Raw genomic sequence first — 14,841 nt, 5'->3', positions numbered from 1 at the left:
TTTCCCAAGGCTTTTCGGTTTTCTTGCTGGAGAGAACTTACCAGAGGCGATTTCTCGCTCCGCAGGGGGGTCACTCTCCGCAGCTGGGGTACCAGGACTCGAACCTAGACTAACTGGACCAGAACCAGTCGTGCTGCCAATTACACCATACCCCAGTGAGGTACTTTCCCGGCTTGGCCGGTTCAGCACCGCACGAGGAGAAATACTAGAGCACGCCGTTCCCGACGGTGAACGCGGGGGTCTCGCCGCGGCGCTGAGCGGGGACGCCGATCGTCGCGTACTCGGAAACCAGCAGCTCAGGCAGCTCGGCGAGGCCGGCCACCGTGTGGACGCCCGCCGGGGCGCGCTCGCCGATGCCGTCGCGGTCGAGCCAGATCGCGCCCAGGCCCGCGTCGCGGGCGCCGATGGCGTCGGTGTCCAGTTTGTCGCCGACGTGGACGGCCTGGGCGGGGGCGCAGTCCATGCCGAGGCAGACCGTGTGGAACATCACCGGATCGGGTTTGGCCACCCCGAGCTCGCCCGCGATGGCCACGTGGTCGAAGAACGGGGCCAGGCCCAGATCCGCGATCTTGCGCCGCTGGTGCACCCCCGACGCGTTCGTCACCGCGGCCAGCGCCAGGCCCGCGGCGCGGAGCCACTCCAGGCAGGGGAGGACGTCGTCGAACAGCTGCCACGAGTGGTCGAGCAGCTCTCTTCGGCGGCGTTCGAACGAGAGCACCTGCTCGGCGTCGGCGAGGATGCCGATTTCGGCGAGGAAGCAGTCGGTGCGCCGCTGGTGCATGGTCGCGTAGTCGATTTCGCCGGCGACGACCAGTGCGACGTGCTCTTCGGTGATCAAGTCCCACAACGGCCACAGGTCGCCCCGGCCGGTGAGGATGTGGAGGCTGCGGCGGATCGCGGCGGTGCAGTCGATCAGGGTGTCGTCGATGTCCAGGCACACCAGCCGCAACTCGGGCGGCGCCCAGGGCTCGGACGCTCCCGCGGCGGGCGGGGCGGTTCGCGAAGGGGTCCGGGGTGCCAAGGCGAAATCCACCCAGTGAGGCTAGGGCAACCGCCGCGTTCGCGACGCTGCCAAAGAGGTGATTGGCGCTCCCCTGTTCCGGCGCACGGGCTCTACTCCCAGTTGGCGAACCGTCGCCGTTCGGTTATCCGGCGTCCCGGGCAGGCGACGTCGACTCCTGCGGTGCGGGAAGTTCCCATCTCGTGAAAACCGTTGCGGTGCCGGAAGATCCGGTCCGTCCACAAGCGCGGAGCGATACCCCGCGGCCACACCCGCACGGATCCGACCAACTGTCGCGTTTGGACGGTTTCCGGCAACGAACCGGGCTCGCCCGATCAGCGTATCCCCGGTCACACCCCTTGACGCCGGGGCCCGGCGGGTGCATCCTCAAGTTATTCAACACGCGATGAATAGATGGGGAGATGGTCGAGATGACCGAGCGCACGAGCTGCGTCGTCATCGGTGGCGGGCCGGCCGGGATGGTCACGGGGCTGTTGCTGGCCCGGGCCGGCGTCGAGGTGACGGTGCTGGAGAAGCACGCGGACTTCCTGCGCGACTTCCGCGGCGACACGGTGCACCCGTCGACGCTGACCCTGCTCGACGAGCTGGGCCTCGGCGAGAAGTTCCACGCGCTGCCGCACAGCGAGCTGACCGCGGCCGGGTTCCCGCAGGAGAACGGCGAGATGATGAAGCTCGCCGACTTCACCCGGCTGAAGGTCCCCCACCCGTACATCGCGATGGTGCCGCAGTGGGACTTCCTCGACCTGCTCGCCGAGAGCGCCCGCAAGGAGCCGACGTTCGTCCAGCGGATGGAGACCGAATGCACCGGGCTGGTCCGCGAGCACGGCCGCGTCGCGGGCATCACCTACCGCACGGCGGCCGGTGAGACCGGGGAAATCCGCGCGGACCTGGTCATCGCCGCCGACGGCCGCTGGTCGCTGGCGCGGCGCGAAGCCGGCCTGGTGCCGCACGAGTACGACTGCCCGTTCGACGTCTGGTGGTTCCGCCTCTCGCGGCACGACGACGAACAGGGCGGCATGCTGCTGCCGAAGATGCGGGACCGCCGCTTCGCCGTGCCGCTCCCCCGGCCGGACTTCTACCAGGTCGCCTACCTCGCGCCGAAGGGCGACGACCTGCGGAAGCAGGGCATCGAAGCCTTCCGGGACAACGTGGCGCAGATCTGCCCCGAGTTCAGTGACCGGGTGGCCGAGCTGAAGACGATGGACGACGTCAAGTTCCTGGACGTGCGGCTGAACCTGCTGCGCAAGTGGCACACCGACGGTCTGCTCTGCATCGGTGACGCGGCGCACGCGATGTCGCCGATCGGCGGCGTGGGCATCAACCTCGCGGTGCAGGACGCGGTCGCGGCGGCGACGCTGCTGGCCGAGCCGCTGCGCCGGGGCCGCCCGACGGAGGCGGACCTGGCGAAGGTGCGCGCGCGGCGGCTCGCGCCGACGCTGCTGGTGCAGGGGCTGCAGCGGCTGCTGCACCGCGGTGTCGTGCGCGCCGTGATGGCGGGCAGGCGCAACGGCCCGCCGGAACCGATGATCAAGGCGTTCGCGCGGTTCCCGCGGCTGTCGTACTTCCCGGCCCGGCTCCTCGGCCTCGGGCTGCGGCCGGAGCACGCCCCGGCGTTCGCCCGGCGGCCGATGGAACCGGTGCAGCGCTAGGTCCGGATGCCGTTAAGGCCACCTTACGGGCGTCTGACGCCGGTAAGGTGGCCTTAACGGCACGAGGTCTAGACGTTCTCGACCGGGTTGGTCAGGGTGCCGATGCCTTCGATGGTGATCGAGACGCTCTGACCGCCCTCGATCGGGCCGACGCCCTCGGGCGTGCCGGTCAGGATGACGTCGCCGGGCAGGAGCGTCATCACGCCGGAGACGAACTCGACCAGCTCGGGGATCTTGTGGACCAGGTCGGACGTGCGGCCGTCCTGCTTCAGCTCGCCGTCGACCTCCGCCTTCAGGGACAGGTCGGACGCGTCGAGCGACGTCTCGATCCACGGGCCGAGCGGGCAGAACGTGTCGAAGCCCTTCGCGCGGCCCCACTGGCCGTCGGACTTCTGCAGGTCGCGCGCGCTGACGTCGTTGGCGATCGTGTAGCCGAGGATCGCGCTCGCGGCGCGCGCGGCCGGCACGTTCTTCACCGGCTGCCCGATGACGATGGCCAGCTCGCCCTCGAAGTCGACGCGGCCCACGTCCGAGGGACGGCGGATCGGCGCGTTGGGGCCGACGACCGTGGTGGACGGCTTGAGGAACAGCATCGGGGCGCTGGGCACCTCGTTGCCGAACTCGGCCGCGTGCTTGGCGTAGTTCCGGCCGACGGCGATCACCTTCGACGGCAGGATCGGCGCGAGCAGCCGGACGTCGGCCAGCGGCCACCGCTTGCCGGTGAAGTTGGGGTTGCCGAACGGGTGCTCGGCGATTTCCAGGACCTGGGCGTCGTCACCGTCCCCTTCGACCGAAGCGAACGCGACACCACCGGGATGAGCAATACGGGCTAGGCGCACGGCGTCAGTCTACGTCCGCTCGGCCGATGGCTTTCGGGGGTTCCGGGTGGCGGAGCCCCCGGCCCGGGCCGAAGGCCCGGATGTCACAGTGACCGGGGCCACGGTGCTGCTCTTGTGGACCAGCGCGTCGCACAGGGCGAGCCAGCTGGCCTCGACGATGTTGCCGTGCACGCCGACCGTGGTCCACTCGCGTTCGCCGTCGGTGCTCTCGACCAGCACGCGCGTGACGGCGTCGGTGCCCGGGTGGCCCTGGAGGATGCGGACCTTGTAGTCGGCCAGCTCCACACTGTCCAACCAGGACAGGTGCGGCGACAGCGCCTTCCGCAGGGCGGCGTCGAGCGCGTGCACCGGGCCGATGCCCTCGGCGGTGGCGATCACGCGCTGCCCGCCGACGTGCACCTTGACCGTCGCTTCCGACACGACCTCGGCGTCGGCGCGGTGGTCGAGGACCACCCGGTAGGACTCGAGTTCGAACGGCGCCTCGGCGGGCACGTCGGCTTCCTGGCGCAGCAGCAGTTCCAGGGAGGCGTCGGCGGCCTCGAAGGACCAGCCTTCGGATTCGAGGCGCTTGACCTTGGTGATGGCGCTCGTCAGCGCTTCGGGCCGGCCGGCAAGGTCGACCCCGAGCTCACGTCCCTTGAGCTCGAGGCTGGCCCTGCCGGCCATCTCGGTGACCAGCACCCGCATGTCGTTGCCGACGGAAGACGGATCGATGTGGTTGTACAGCAACGGATCCACCTTGATCGCGCTCGCGTGCAGCCCTGCCTTGTGGGCAAAGGCCGACGCCCCTACGTAAGCCTGGTGGGTGTAGGGGGCGATGTTCGCGATTTCGGCAAGGGCATGGGAGACCCGGGTCAGCTCGGCCGCTCCTCCGGTCGGGAGGACGTCCATGCCGAGCTTGGTCACGAGGTTCCCCGTCACGGCGAAGAGGTCGGCGTTGCCGGCCCGCTCCCCGTAACCGTTGGCGGTGCACTGGACGTGCGTCACGCCGGCCTGCACCGCGGCGACGGAGTTCGCCACGGCGCAGGAAGTGTCGTCCTGACAGTGGATCCCGAGGCGGAATCCGGTCTTTTCCTTGATGGTCCGCACGGTCTCGGCGAGGCCCAGCGGGAGCTGGCCGCCGTTGGTGTCGCACAGGACGAGGACGTCGGCACCCGCGTGGGCGGCGGCGTCGAGGACCCTGAGCGAGGTCTCGGGCGAAAACGCGTAGCCGTCGAAGAAGTGCTCGGCGTCGAGGAACACTCGCCGTCCTTCTTTGGTCAGGAATTCGACGGTGTCCTTGACCATGGCGCAGGCTTCGTCGACGTCGACGCGGAGCGCGCGCTCGATGTGCCGCAGATCGGACTTCGCCACGAGGGTGACGACCGGCGCTTCACTGTCGAGCAGCGCCCGCACCTGCGGATCGGCGTCGGCGGTGGTGCCGGCCTTGCGCGTGGCCCCGAACGCGACGAGGGCGGCGTGGTTCAGCTTGAGCTCGCCCTTCGCCGCCCGGGCGAAGAACTCCGTGTCCTTGGGGAGCGCACCGGGCCAGCCACCCTCGATGAACCCGACGCCCAGCTCGTCCAGCAACCGCGCGACGGCGAGCTTGTCCTGGACCGAGTAGGTGATGCCTTCCCGCTGGGCACCGTCGCGAAGCGTGGTGTCATAGAGATGGAAGGCGTCGCCCAGCGGCGTATCGGCGGGCTCCTGGCGGGTCACGGTCTTCTCCTAGCGTTTCGAGGCAACAAAAAAACCTCCCGCAGGGGTGCGAGAGGTTGCGCGCCGGGTGCTCTTGTGGAGCTACCGTCCGGCGCGCTCGGCGATAATGATCGCGAAGCTGGTCACGGTCGCATCATGCCACAAGGATTCGGCGGAAGTCCACAAGCTGGGTCAAGCTCCCACGATCCGGGAACACCCCCACAGAGCAAGCCCCGCCCGTCCCTGGGGGCTGACCCCGGTCCAGTCTATCGGCGGCTGCCGACAGAACCGGCCGGGAAGCGGTCTGGGCGCCGGTTTGTCCACATCACGGCGGACCTGTGGGCAACTCGCCGGGCAGGGCCCGCCAGAGCTTCCGCAGACGTCTTGAATGACTCATTCATGTCGTCGAGCGGCAGGGCACCGGCAAAGTCGGGCAGCACGGCCGATCCGCCCAGCCGCGATGTCATGAAAGGGTCGTTCATGTCGTCTGGCGAGGTGAACGACCCTTTCATGACATCCGCGCGACCCCGGGCAGGCCACGCGGCCAGCCTGCGGCCGGTCACCCGCTCGCCGGCGCGACTTCGCCGGGACCCCAGCGCCGGATGAGGTGAATGAGACAACGCCGGCCGAGCCAAAGCCACCCCCGGCACGAAAAAGCCCCGCGCCACGAAAGGCGCGGGGCTCTCCCGAACGAAAGAACTCAGCCCGCCGTCCGCACATTCGACGACACCAGCGCCGCCAGCCGATCCCCGATCGCCTGCGTCGCCCCCGGCGAAGACTGGTCCCGAGTAGCCAGATCGAACGCCACCGAAGCCTCGATCCGCCGAGCCGCCTCCTTCTGCCCCAGGTGGTCCAGCAGCAGCGAAACCGACAGCACCGCGGCGGTCGGGTCCGCCAGACCCTGCCCCGCGATGTCCGGCGCCGACCCGTGCACCGGCTCGAACATGCTCGGGTTCCGGCGCGTGATGTCCAGGTTGCCGCTCGCCGCCAGACCGATGCCGCCGGTCACCGCGGCCGCCAGGTCCGTGATGATGTCGCCGAACAGGTTGTCCGTCACGATCACGTCGAACCGGGACGGGTCGGTCACCAGGTGGATGGTCGCCGCGTCCACGTGGGAGTACGCGACCGTCACCTCCGGGTGCTCCAGCGAGACCTCTTCGACGATGCGCGACCACAGCGAGCCCGCGTACTCGAGCACGTTGGTCTTGTGCACCAGCGTCAGGTGCTTGCGCGGCCGGGCCTCGGCGCGGTTGAACGCGTCCGCGACCACGCGGCGGATGCCGAACGCCGTGTTGACGCTGACCTCCGTCGCGATCTCGTGCTCGGTGTCCTTGCGCAGCAGGCCACCGGTTCCCGCGTACGGGCCTTCGGTGCCTTCGCGCACGACCACCATGTCGACGTCGCCCGCGTCGGCCAGCGGGCCACGGACGCCCGGGTACAGCCGCGCCGGGCGCAGGTTGACGTGGTGGTCCATCTCGAACCGCAGGCGCAGCAGCAGGCCGCGCTCGAGGATGCCGCTCGGCACCGTCGGGTCGCCGACCGCGCCCAGCAGGATCGCGTCGTGCTGGCGGAGCTCGCCGAGGACCGACTCCGGGAGCAGCTCACCGGTCGAGTGCCATCGCGCCGCGCCGAGGTCGTAGTTCGTGATCTCCGCCGTCGGTACTACCTCGCCGAGCACCTTCAGCGCCTCGGAGACCACCTCGGGCCCGATCCCGTCTCCTGGGATCACCGCGAGCCGCATCCACACACCTCCGTCGACCGGACCACCGGCCGCACCGATGGCCCACCGCAACAAAACGCCAGCAGCCGGAAGGTTACCGGCCGTAGACAAACGGCCGTAGCCGCACCACCCTTATGCCGCATCCTCCCGCAGGGTGAGACACCCAATCGGGTGAATACGGACAGGGACGCCCCCGGCGGGAACCCGCCGGAGACGCCCCTGTTCCTGCACAGATCGATCTTGCCACGGACTAGCGGCGACCAGCCCCGATCGGCTGACGGCCACCCGCCCCCTGGGCCGCGTCCACCTTGACCACGTTCGCCCGGTTCCCCGCGGCGTTGTGGTGCTCGATGGCGAGCAGCCCGAGCGCGTTGTCCGCCGCGGCCGAGGCCGCGTTCCGGGTGACGACCAGCGCCGTGCCCGGCTTCGCGACGTAGCCCAGCGCGGCGTCGCCGCCACCCTGCACCGAGTAGCCCGGCGCGAGGGCGTCGAACGAAAGCGGCGTGCCGGCGTAGTCGATCAGCCCGTTCGTCGTGCCCGGCGCGACGTAGAAGCCGCTGGTGCCCACCGTGTAGGAAATGCGGTGGCTGTCGGCGTTCACGTCGATGCCCAGCGCGGCCAGCGAAACCGGCAGCGTGATCACGTTCGTGTCGAACACGTTGGTGTCGACGTCGCCGAGCTGGCCGTTGACCGCCTGGACGTCGACGGTCGGGAAGCCCGCGGTCAGCGCGACCGTGACGGCCAGCAGCACGTCCGTGGACGTCGCCTTGGTCACGTAGGTCTCGAAGTCCGGCTGCCCGTCCCCGGTGGTGTCGATGTCGACGAACGGCGAGGTGTTGCTGCCGATGTTCGCCCAGTCGCCCCACGTGGAGAGGCCGAACGCGAGCACCGCGTTCTCCGGCTCGCCCTGCGCCTTCGCCAGCGGAGCGGTGGAAGCCGCGCCGATGTAGCGGAGGTCGCCGCCCTTGGCCGTCTTGTTCAGCGTGCAGTCGGTGACGACGTCCGCGTCGCACTCGGGCAGCTGCGGGGACTCCGCCTGCAGTTCCAGGACGCTGATCAGCGAGCGGTAGCGCTGCGCGCCTGCCCCCTGGTCGACGCCCTTGCCGGTCAGGTTCAGCACGGCCTGGGTCGCGTCCGCGCCGAACTTCACCGACTGCGGCGTCGAAATCGTCGACACCGGCTTCGGCGCGGCGTAGACCGAAACCCGCAGCGGCACCTTGGCACCGCTCTTCGGCGTGAAGGCGACGCGGCCGGAGGCGTCGGCGACGAACTGCCGGGCCAGGCCGGCCTGGGTGGCCTGCATGGTCGGGTCCATGACCTTGCGCAGCGCCTTCGGGTCGGTGATCTTCAGCGTCACCTTGACCTTGGCGGTGCCGCGCGGGGTCAGCTTCACCGTCTGCTTGTCCACTGTGTACTCGACGCCGGGCAGCGCGTTGACCGCCTGGTAGGCCACCGAGTACTCGGCGGGCGTGACGCCCTTGTTGACCAGCTTGATCGTCTTCGACAGCGTCACCGGACCGGACGCCTCGACCGTGCCGAAGCTGACGCTGACCGCACCCGGGTCGTCCTGGACGTAGGCGAGGACCTGGTTGTCCAGCGCCGCCTTGGCGTCGATGCGGCCGCTGCCGACGCGCTGCGGCGCGTAGGTGTGGCCGGCGCCGTCGGAGACGTCGTGGCCGGCGGTGTCGATGACCGACGCCTTGACCTCCTCGACCGACCAGTCCGGGTGGGACTGGCGGACCAGCGCGGTGATGCCCGCGGTGTGCGGGGCCGCCATCGAGGTACCCGAAAGCACGGTCCGGCCGTTTCCGCTGCCGCGGAACGCCGAGGTGATCGTGTCACCCGGTGCGGCGACGTCCGGCTTGACGGCCGGGCCGCGGGTGCCGCGCGAGGTGAACGAGCTCGGGGTGTCCACGATGGTCTTGTCGGAGGTCTGGATCGACGCGCGACCCGTGCCGTAGAGCCGGACCTGCAGCGTGCCCGCGGTCAGCGCCGCGCGCAGCGTCTTGGTCGCGGACCCGGTGAACTGGAACATCGGGATCGCCGCGTTGCCCGCGATGCCGGCGCTGAAGTGCTCCAAAGTGGACGACAGCAGCGCGCCCTTCGCCCCGGCCGCCTGGGCGTTGTTCGCCCGGGCCGCCGAACCGCAGGCACGGGTCGAGTCGTTGTCGTCCCACTCCAGGAAGACGAACTTGCCCGCCGCCTTCGCCTTGTCCTCGGCGGAGTACGGCGCGCAGCCCGCCGCGTTCGCCGCCGAGAGCGCGACGACCGGGGCGGTCAGGTCGAGGGTGTCGTAACCGGTGTAGTTCTGGCTGTACTGCCCGGTCTTCTGGCCCGCGGCGGTCGAGGGCGCCTTGACTTCCGCGGCGTCGCGCAGGATGCCCGCGTCGCGCGTGCTGGCGACGGTGAGCGCCTCCGGGGTGTTGCCCGGCGAACCGGCGATGTCGTTGATGTCGCCGCCGTTGCCCGCCGAGATCACCGGGAGGACGTTGTTCGCGGCTAGCTTGCGCACGAACAGCGAGTCCGGGTCGTCCGGGGCGCCGAAGTCGGAGCCCAGCGAGAGGTTGACGACGTCGAGGTGGTCGGTGAAGTCGCCGTCGCCGTCCGGGTCGAGTGCCCAGTCCAGCGCCTGCGAGGTGACGTTGGTCGAGCCCGCGCAGCCGAACACCTTGATGGCGTAGAGGAGCGACTTCGGCGCCGTACCCGGGCCGATCTGCATCGCGTCGACCTTCTTGGCGTCCAGCTTCTTGTAGTCGCCCTTGAAGGTCTTGCCGTCGGCGGTGACGCCGAAGCCGCCGATGGTGCCGGCGACGTGCGTGCCGTGCTCCCCGCAGGCGAGCGGGTTCGGGTCCGGCTTCGGGGTGGTCTTGCCCGCGGTCGCGGCGTCGTAGTCGTCGCCGACGAGGTCCGTGCCGCCGACGACCTTGGCGCTGGGGAACAGCGGGGTCGGCTTGGTGCTGTCGACGCTCTTGTACGCGGCCTGCGTGCCGGGGCCGCCGAAGTCGGCGTGGGTGTAGTCGATGCCGTCGTCGATCACGCCGACGCGGACGCCGTCGCCGAACTTGCCGGTCTGCTGCCACGCCGCGAGCGTGTTGGTCAGCTGCGCGGCGCTGGCGTTGGTGCGGGTCTTCGGCACGACGGTGCGGACCGCGACGACGTCCGCCCGCTTCGCGACTTCGCGCAGCTTGGCGGCGTCGGCGGTGACGACCACGCCGGGGACCGCGTTGGCGGTCTGGGTGACGACCTGCGGCTGGGCGTTGCCCGCGCGCAGCTGGCCGACGACGGACTCGACCGCGGCGGCGGTGTCGGCCTTGGCGGCCTTGGCGGCGCGCTTGGCCTGGTCCTTGCCCTGCGGCTGCGCGGCGGTGAAGGCGTCCACGGCGGGCTTCTTGGCCAGCTCGACGAACGCGGTGACCCGGCCCTGCGCGGCGCCCAGGCGCGGGGAAAGCTTGCCCTGGAGCTGGGCGTCGTCGATCTTCGCCGGTGCGACGCCGTCGGCGAGCGGAGCGTCCGCCGCGCTCGCCACCGGCGCCCCCAGCGCGGCCGCCAGCACGACGGCGAAGAACGCCGTCGTGACGCGAGCGGGTAAGCGGGATCTGCTCATGAGTCGGCCCCTTACTCGAGGTCTGGACCCGAACCTGCCTGCCGCTCCTGGCACCCCCGACGGTGAAGCGCGGCACAGCGCCGTGCCCTCGACGGCGCGTGGTTCAACCTCGCGGGGAGAACCTAATGCCCCAAAACACCTACTTACGTAGGCAAAGGACTCCGTTATGTAGTTGTGATTGCGTACGAAGGCCCCCTGCCGGGTGACGGGGGGCCTTCGAAAGGGTTATGTCAGGTGAAGTCGACCGCGCGGATCGTGTGCGCCCCGACCGCGGCGCCGATCGGCTCCAGCAGGTGCGCGTCGATGTGGCGGTCGACGCGCAGCAGCATGACGGCGTCGGAGCCGTCGGTGGTCTGGCTGATCTGCGCGGCCTCGATGTTGATGCCCGCCTCGCCGAGCAGCGTGCCGACGCGGCCCATCACGCCCGGCCGGTCCGGGTACTCGACCAGCAGGACCGTGCCCTCGGCGCGCAGGTCGAACCCGCGGCCGTTGACCTCGACCAGCTTCTCGACCTCGTCCTTGCCGGTGACCGAACCGGACACGGTCAGCGCCTGCCCGTCCGCGTGCACCGCGCGGACGGTGACCAGGCTGCGGAACTTCGGGCTCTCCGGCTCGGTCGTGAGCTCGACCTGCACGCCCAGCTTCTCCGCCAGCTGCGGCGCGTTGACGAACGTGACCTGGTCCTCGACCACGCCGGTGAACACCCCGCGCAGCGCCGCCAGCTGCAGCACCGCGGTGTCCTCGCTGGTCAGCTCGCCCTTGACCGTCACGGTCACCGACGTCGGCGCCTTCGTGTTCAGCGCGGTCAGCAGCGTGCCGAGCTTCTGGGTCAGCGACAGGTACGGGCGGACGTGCTCGCCGACCGCGCCGCCGCCGGAGACGTTCACCGCGTCCGGCACGAAGTCGCCGCGCAGCGCCAGCAGCACCGACTTCGCGACGTCGGTGCCCGCGCGGTCCTGCGCCTCGGCCGTCGACGCGCCCAGGTGCGGCGTCACGACGACGTTCTCCAGGTTGAACAGCGGGCTCGACGTGGTCGGCTCGGTGACGAAGACGTCGACGCCGGCCCCGCCGACGTGGCCCGAGCGCAGCGCGTCGGCCAGGTCCTCTTCGACGATGAGGCCACCGCGGGCGGCGTTGACGATGATGACGCCCGGCTTGGTCTTCTTCAGCGCCTCGGCATCGATGAGGCCCTTGGTCTCCGGCGTCTTCGGCAGGTGGATGGAGATCGCGTCGGCGCGGCTCAGCAGCTCGTCGAGGGTGACGAGCTCGATGCCCAGCTGCGCGGCGCGCGCGGCCGAGACGTAGGGGTCGTACGCGATGAGCTTGGTGTCGAAGGCGGCCAGGCGCTGGGCGAACAGCTGCCCGATCTTGCCGAGGCCGACCACGCCGACGGTCTTGCCCTGCAGCTCGACGCCGGAGAACGAGCTGCGCTTCCACTCGCCGCCGCGGAGGCTCTGGTCGGCGGCCGGGACGCGGCGCGCGACCGACAGCAGGAGGGCGACGGCGTGCTCGGCGGCGGAAACGATGTTGGACGTCGGGGCGTTGACGACCAGGACGCCGCGCTCGGTGGCGGCGGGGACCTCGACGTTGTCCAGGCCGACGCCGGCGCGGGCGACGACCTTCAGCTGGGTGGTGGCGGCGAGGACCTCGGCGTCGACCTTGGTGGCGGAGCGGACCAGGAGCGCGTCGGCGCTCTTCACCGCCTCGAGCAGCGCGGACCGGTCCGTGCCGTCGACGTGCCGGACCTCCACCTCGTCACCGAACACACTCAGCACGGAGGGGGCGAGCTTTTCCGCGATGAGGACGACGGGCTTGCTGGGCTTGCTCACGATGCGGCTCCCACTATCTGGTCACTTCCAGGACGCTCTGGGTCGGCAGACGGATCTCAGCACGTCGTTGTGCCCCGGTCGTGGCGGAGTTTAACCCGCTGGGCGGCCCCCTGGCTTCCCACGGTGTTAACTCGCTCGTAATCCCTCGAAAACAAGAGCCAGCAGGCGCTGCATGCCCCCTTCGCCGGGCAGGTGCCCGCCCGCCCAGGATGCCGCGTGCAGCAACAGAAGGAGCTCGTGCGTGGTGACGTCCGCGCGCAGCTCACCCGCTTCCTTCGCGCGTTCCACCAGCTGGGAACCGGCCTCGCGCATCGCGTGGCACGACGCGTACAACCGGGACGACTCGTCGCTCAATGCGTCGGCGGTCAGCTCGACCAGGCCGCGGAAGGTCCCGGTCGCGTCGCCGAGCCCGGCCAGCCAGGTCTGCAGCGCGTTCAGCGGTTCGGGATGGGCCAGCAGCTCGCGCGCGCGGCCGGCCTGGCCGTCGAAGCGGGCGCGCAACAGCGTTTCGAGCAGGGCTTCCCGGGTCGGGAAGTGCCGGTAGAGCGTGCCGATGCCGACCCCGGCGCGGCGCGCGATGTCTTCCAGGGACGCCTCGACGCCGTGTTCGGCGAAGGCGCGCTGGGCTTCCTCGAGGAGGCGCTCGTAGTTGCGGCGGGCGTCCGCGCGCATCGGTTTCACGTCGGTCATCGCCCTCCCGACCTTACCGGGTAGCCAATCGGAGGCTGCCTCCGTATATTAACCGGAGGCAGCCTCATCTTACTGGAGGGATTTCGAGGATGACCCTGATCGAAGACACGCGGACCCGGCTCGGCGCGGTCGGCGCCTGGTTGCCGAGCGCACCACTGGCCCCGCCCCCGGACGTCGAACGCGCGGCGACGCGGCGGCTCGCCGAGGCCGGCTACAGCTCGGTCTGGAGCGGCGAAGGTCCCGGCGGCCGCGAACTGTTCGCCGCCTTCGGCGACCTGCTCGCCTCGGTACCGGACGTCGTGCTCGGCGCCGGCATCGCCAACGCCTGGGCGCGGCCCGGGCGGACCGCCGAAAAGGGCGGGGCGACCCTCGCCCACGCCCACCCGGGCCGGTTCGTGCTCGGCGTCGGCATCGGGCACGCGGTCCAGGCGGCGAAGTACGGCGAGGAGTACCGGCCGCTGGACCGGATGCGGGCTTATCTGTCCGAAATGGACACGGTGGCGCGGGAAAACCCGGCGCCGGTGGCCTTTCCGCGGGTGCTGGCCGCGGTCGGGCCGAAGATGCTGGAGCTGGCCCGCGACCACACCGACGGCGCGCACCCGTTCGCCCAGCCGGTTTCGCACACGCCGTACGCCCGCGAGATCCTCGGGCCGGACAAGCTGCTGATCCCGCACCAGACCGTGCTGCTCGGCAGCCGCGAGGACGCCCGCGCGAGCGTCCGGCGCAGCGTGGCGCAGTCGCGGCAGTTCGGCGTGAAGGCCTACCTGGCGGGCTGGAAACGGCTCGGCTACACCGAAGCCGACATCGACGGACCCAGCGACCGGTTCGTCGACGACCTCGTCCTCTGGGGCGACGCCGCGACCATCGCGAAACGCGTGGGGGAAGTGCTCGACGCGGGCGCGGACCACGTCCTGCTGACGCCGTCGGCGACCACCTTTGAGTCCACTGTGGACACGCTGGTCGAGCTGGCTCCGGCGGTGCTCCGATGAGCGTCGGGATCTGGCGGTTCTTCGACGGCGCCCCGATCGGAGAACTCCGCGAAACCGCCGCGGAAGCCGAAGAACTCGGCTTCGACGCGATCTGGTTCGGCGAGTACGCCGGGCGGGAGGCGTTCACGCAGGCCGCGCTGCTGCTCGCGGCGTCGTCGAAGCTGACCGTCGCCACCGGGGTCGCGCGGTTCGACCAGCGCTCGCCGCTCGCCGCGGAAGGCGCCATCCGGGCGCTGGGCGAGGCGTACCCGGGCCGGTTCATCGCCGGGCTGGGCGGGCACCGGCCCGGCGCGCGCCCGCTGACGGCGTTGCGCGAGTACCTCGACGGGATGGACGCGGCCGAGCTGCCCGGGCTCCCCCAGCCGTCGCCCCGGCCGCGCCGGCTGCTCGCCGCACTGGGCCCGAAACTCCTGGACCTGGCGGCCGAACGCGCCGACGGCGCCCACCCGTACTTCGTCCCGCCGGAGCACACGGCGATGGCGCGCGAGCGGCTCGGCCCGGGCAAGTACCTCGCCGTCGAGCAGGCGGTGGTGCTCGACGCGGCCCCCGAGGTGGCCCGGGAGCACGCCGGTCTCTACGTGCGGCAGGCACCCCACCACCGGACGAACCTGCGCCGCCTCGGCTTCACCGACGGCGACCTCGCCGACGGCGGCAGCGACCGGCTGATCGACGCCGTCGTCGCGGTCGGCGAGCAGCAGGTCGCCGACCGGATCCGCGCCCACCTCGACGCGGGCGCCGACCACGTCTGCGTCCAGGTCCTCGCGCGGCCGAAGGACTCCTACCGCCGCTTGGCGGATCTGCTGCCCTGACGGGAGTAGGCTGG

General features: G+C 70.8%; 10 protein-coding genes and 1 tRNA gene. 3 read left to right on the top strand and 8 right to left on the bottom strand.

From position 1 onward, the window contains the following. Positions 1–83 precede the first annotated feature (83 nt). Positions 84–155 (bottom strand) — tRNA-Gln (locus tag EIY87_RS04450). A 50-nt stretch (positions 156–205) separates the two neighbouring features. Then, positions 206–940: an HAD family hydrolase gene (locus EIY87_RS04445; protein WP_191983974.1), complete on the bottom strand. Its 735-nt coding sequence runs from the start codon at positions 938–940 to the stop codon at positions 206–208. Positions 941–1,422: 482 nt separating this feature from the next. Between EIY87_RS04445 and EIY87_RS04440 the strand changes: the two genes are divergently transcribed. After that, complete coding sequence (locus tag EIY87_RS04440; protein ID WP_125306361.1) at positions 1,423–2,670, top strand: FAD-dependent oxidoreductase; 1,248 nt, start codon at positions 1,423–1,425, stop codon at positions 2,668–2,670. A gap of 68 nt (positions 2,671–2,738) precedes the next feature. On the opposite strand, the gene EIY87_RS04435 is transcribed toward EIY87_RS04440, so the two are convergent. The 6 genes from EIY87_RS04435 to EIY87_RS04410 form a co-directional block, all read right to left on the bottom strand. Beyond that, the gene (locus EIY87_RS04435; protein ID WP_125306360.1) at positions 2,739–3,509 is read right to left on the bottom strand and encodes a fumarylacetoacetate hydrolase family protein; all 771 of its coding nucleotides are present in this window, start codon (positions 3,507–3,509) and stop codon (positions 2,739–2,741) included. A gap of 9 nt (positions 3,510–3,518) precedes the next feature. After that, positions 3,519–5,207, bottom strand: coding sequence for a citramalate synthase (cimA, locus tag EIY87_RS04430; RefSeq protein ID WP_225439699.1), 1,689 nt, complete (start codon positions 5,205–5,207; stop codon positions 3,519–3,521). A 679-nt stretch (positions 5,208–5,886) separates the two neighbouring features. Next, positions 5,887–6,927 carry a 3-isopropylmalate dehydrogenase gene (locus EIY87_RS04425; protein WP_125306359.1) on the bottom strand — a complete coding sequence of 347 codons (1,041 nt, stop codon included), beginning with the start codon at positions 6,925–6,927 and terminating at the stop codon, positions 5,887–5,889. A gap of 229 nt (positions 6,928–7,156) precedes the next feature. Then, on the bottom strand, positions 7,157–10,510 hold the full coding sequence (locus EIY87_RS04420) for a S8 family serine peptidase (protein ID WP_191983947.1): 3,354 nt from the start codon (positions 10,508–10,510) through the stop codon (positions 7,157–7,159). Between the two features lie 230 nt (positions 10,511–10,740). Beyond that, a complete protein-coding gene (gene serA / locus EIY87_RS04415; protein ID WP_125306358.1) occupies positions 10,741–12,339 on the bottom strand; it encodes a phosphoglycerate dehydrogenase in 1,599 nt (532 codons plus the stop codon). Positions 12,340–12,465: 126 nt separating this feature from the next. Further along, positions 12,466–13,029, bottom strand: coding sequence for a TetR/AcrR family transcriptional regulator (locus EIY87_RS04410; protein WP_125306357.1), 564 nt, complete (start codon positions 13,027–13,029; stop codon positions 12,466–12,468). 89 nt (positions 13,030–13,118) lie between these two features. Here EIY87_RS04410 and EIY87_RS04405 point away from each other — a divergent pair, with 89 nt between their 5' ends. After that, complete coding sequence (locus EIY87_RS04405; protein WP_125306356.1) at positions 13,119–14,018, top strand: TIGR03620 family F420-dependent LLM class oxidoreductase; 900 nt, start codon at positions 13,119–13,121, stop codon at positions 14,016–14,018. Next, entirely contained in the window at positions 14,015–14,827 is an 813-nt protein-coding gene (locus EIY87_RS04400; RefSeq protein WP_125306355.1) for a TIGR03620 family F420-dependent LLM class oxidoreductase, read from the top strand. The genes EIY87_RS04405 and EIY87_RS04400 overlap by 4 nt, the downstream gene beginning before the upstream one ends. The last annotated feature ends 14 nt before the right edge of the window (positions 14,828–14,841 follow it).

The sequence above is a fragment of the Amycolatopsis eburnea genome, assembly GCF_003937945.1.
GTDB lineage: Bacteria > Actinomycetota > Actinomycetes > Mycobacteriales > Pseudonocardiaceae > Amycolatopsis > Amycolatopsis eburnea.
This window is presented reverse-complemented; position numbering and strand designations above follow the sequence as displayed.

Bases quoted from the DNA above. Each gene is read 5' to 3' on its own strand.
- EIY87_RS04440 (WP_125306361.1), top strand. From the start codon at position 1,423: ATGGTCGAGATGACCGAGCGCACGAGCTGCGTCGTCATCGGTGGCGGG.
- EIY87_RS04425 (WP_125306359.1), bottom strand. From the start codon at position 6,927: ATGCGGCTCGCGGTGATCCCAGGAGACGGGATCGGGCCCGAGGTGGTC.
- EIY87_RS04420 (WP_191983947.1), bottom strand. From the start codon at position 10,510: ATGAGCAGATCCCGCTTACCCGCTCGCGTCACGACGGCGTTCTTCGCC.
- EIY87_RS04410 (WP_125306357.1), bottom strand. From the start codon at position 13,029: ATGACCGACGTGAAACCGATGCGCGCGGACGCCCGCCGCAACTACGAG.
- EIY87_RS04405 (WP_125306356.1), top strand. From the start codon at position 13,119: ATGACCCTGATCGAAGACACGCGGACCCGGCTCGGCGCGGTCGGCGCC.
- EIY87_RS04400 (WP_125306355.1), top strand. From the start codon at position 14,015: ATGAGCGTCGGGATCTGGCGGTTCTTCGACGGCGCCCCGATCGGAGAA.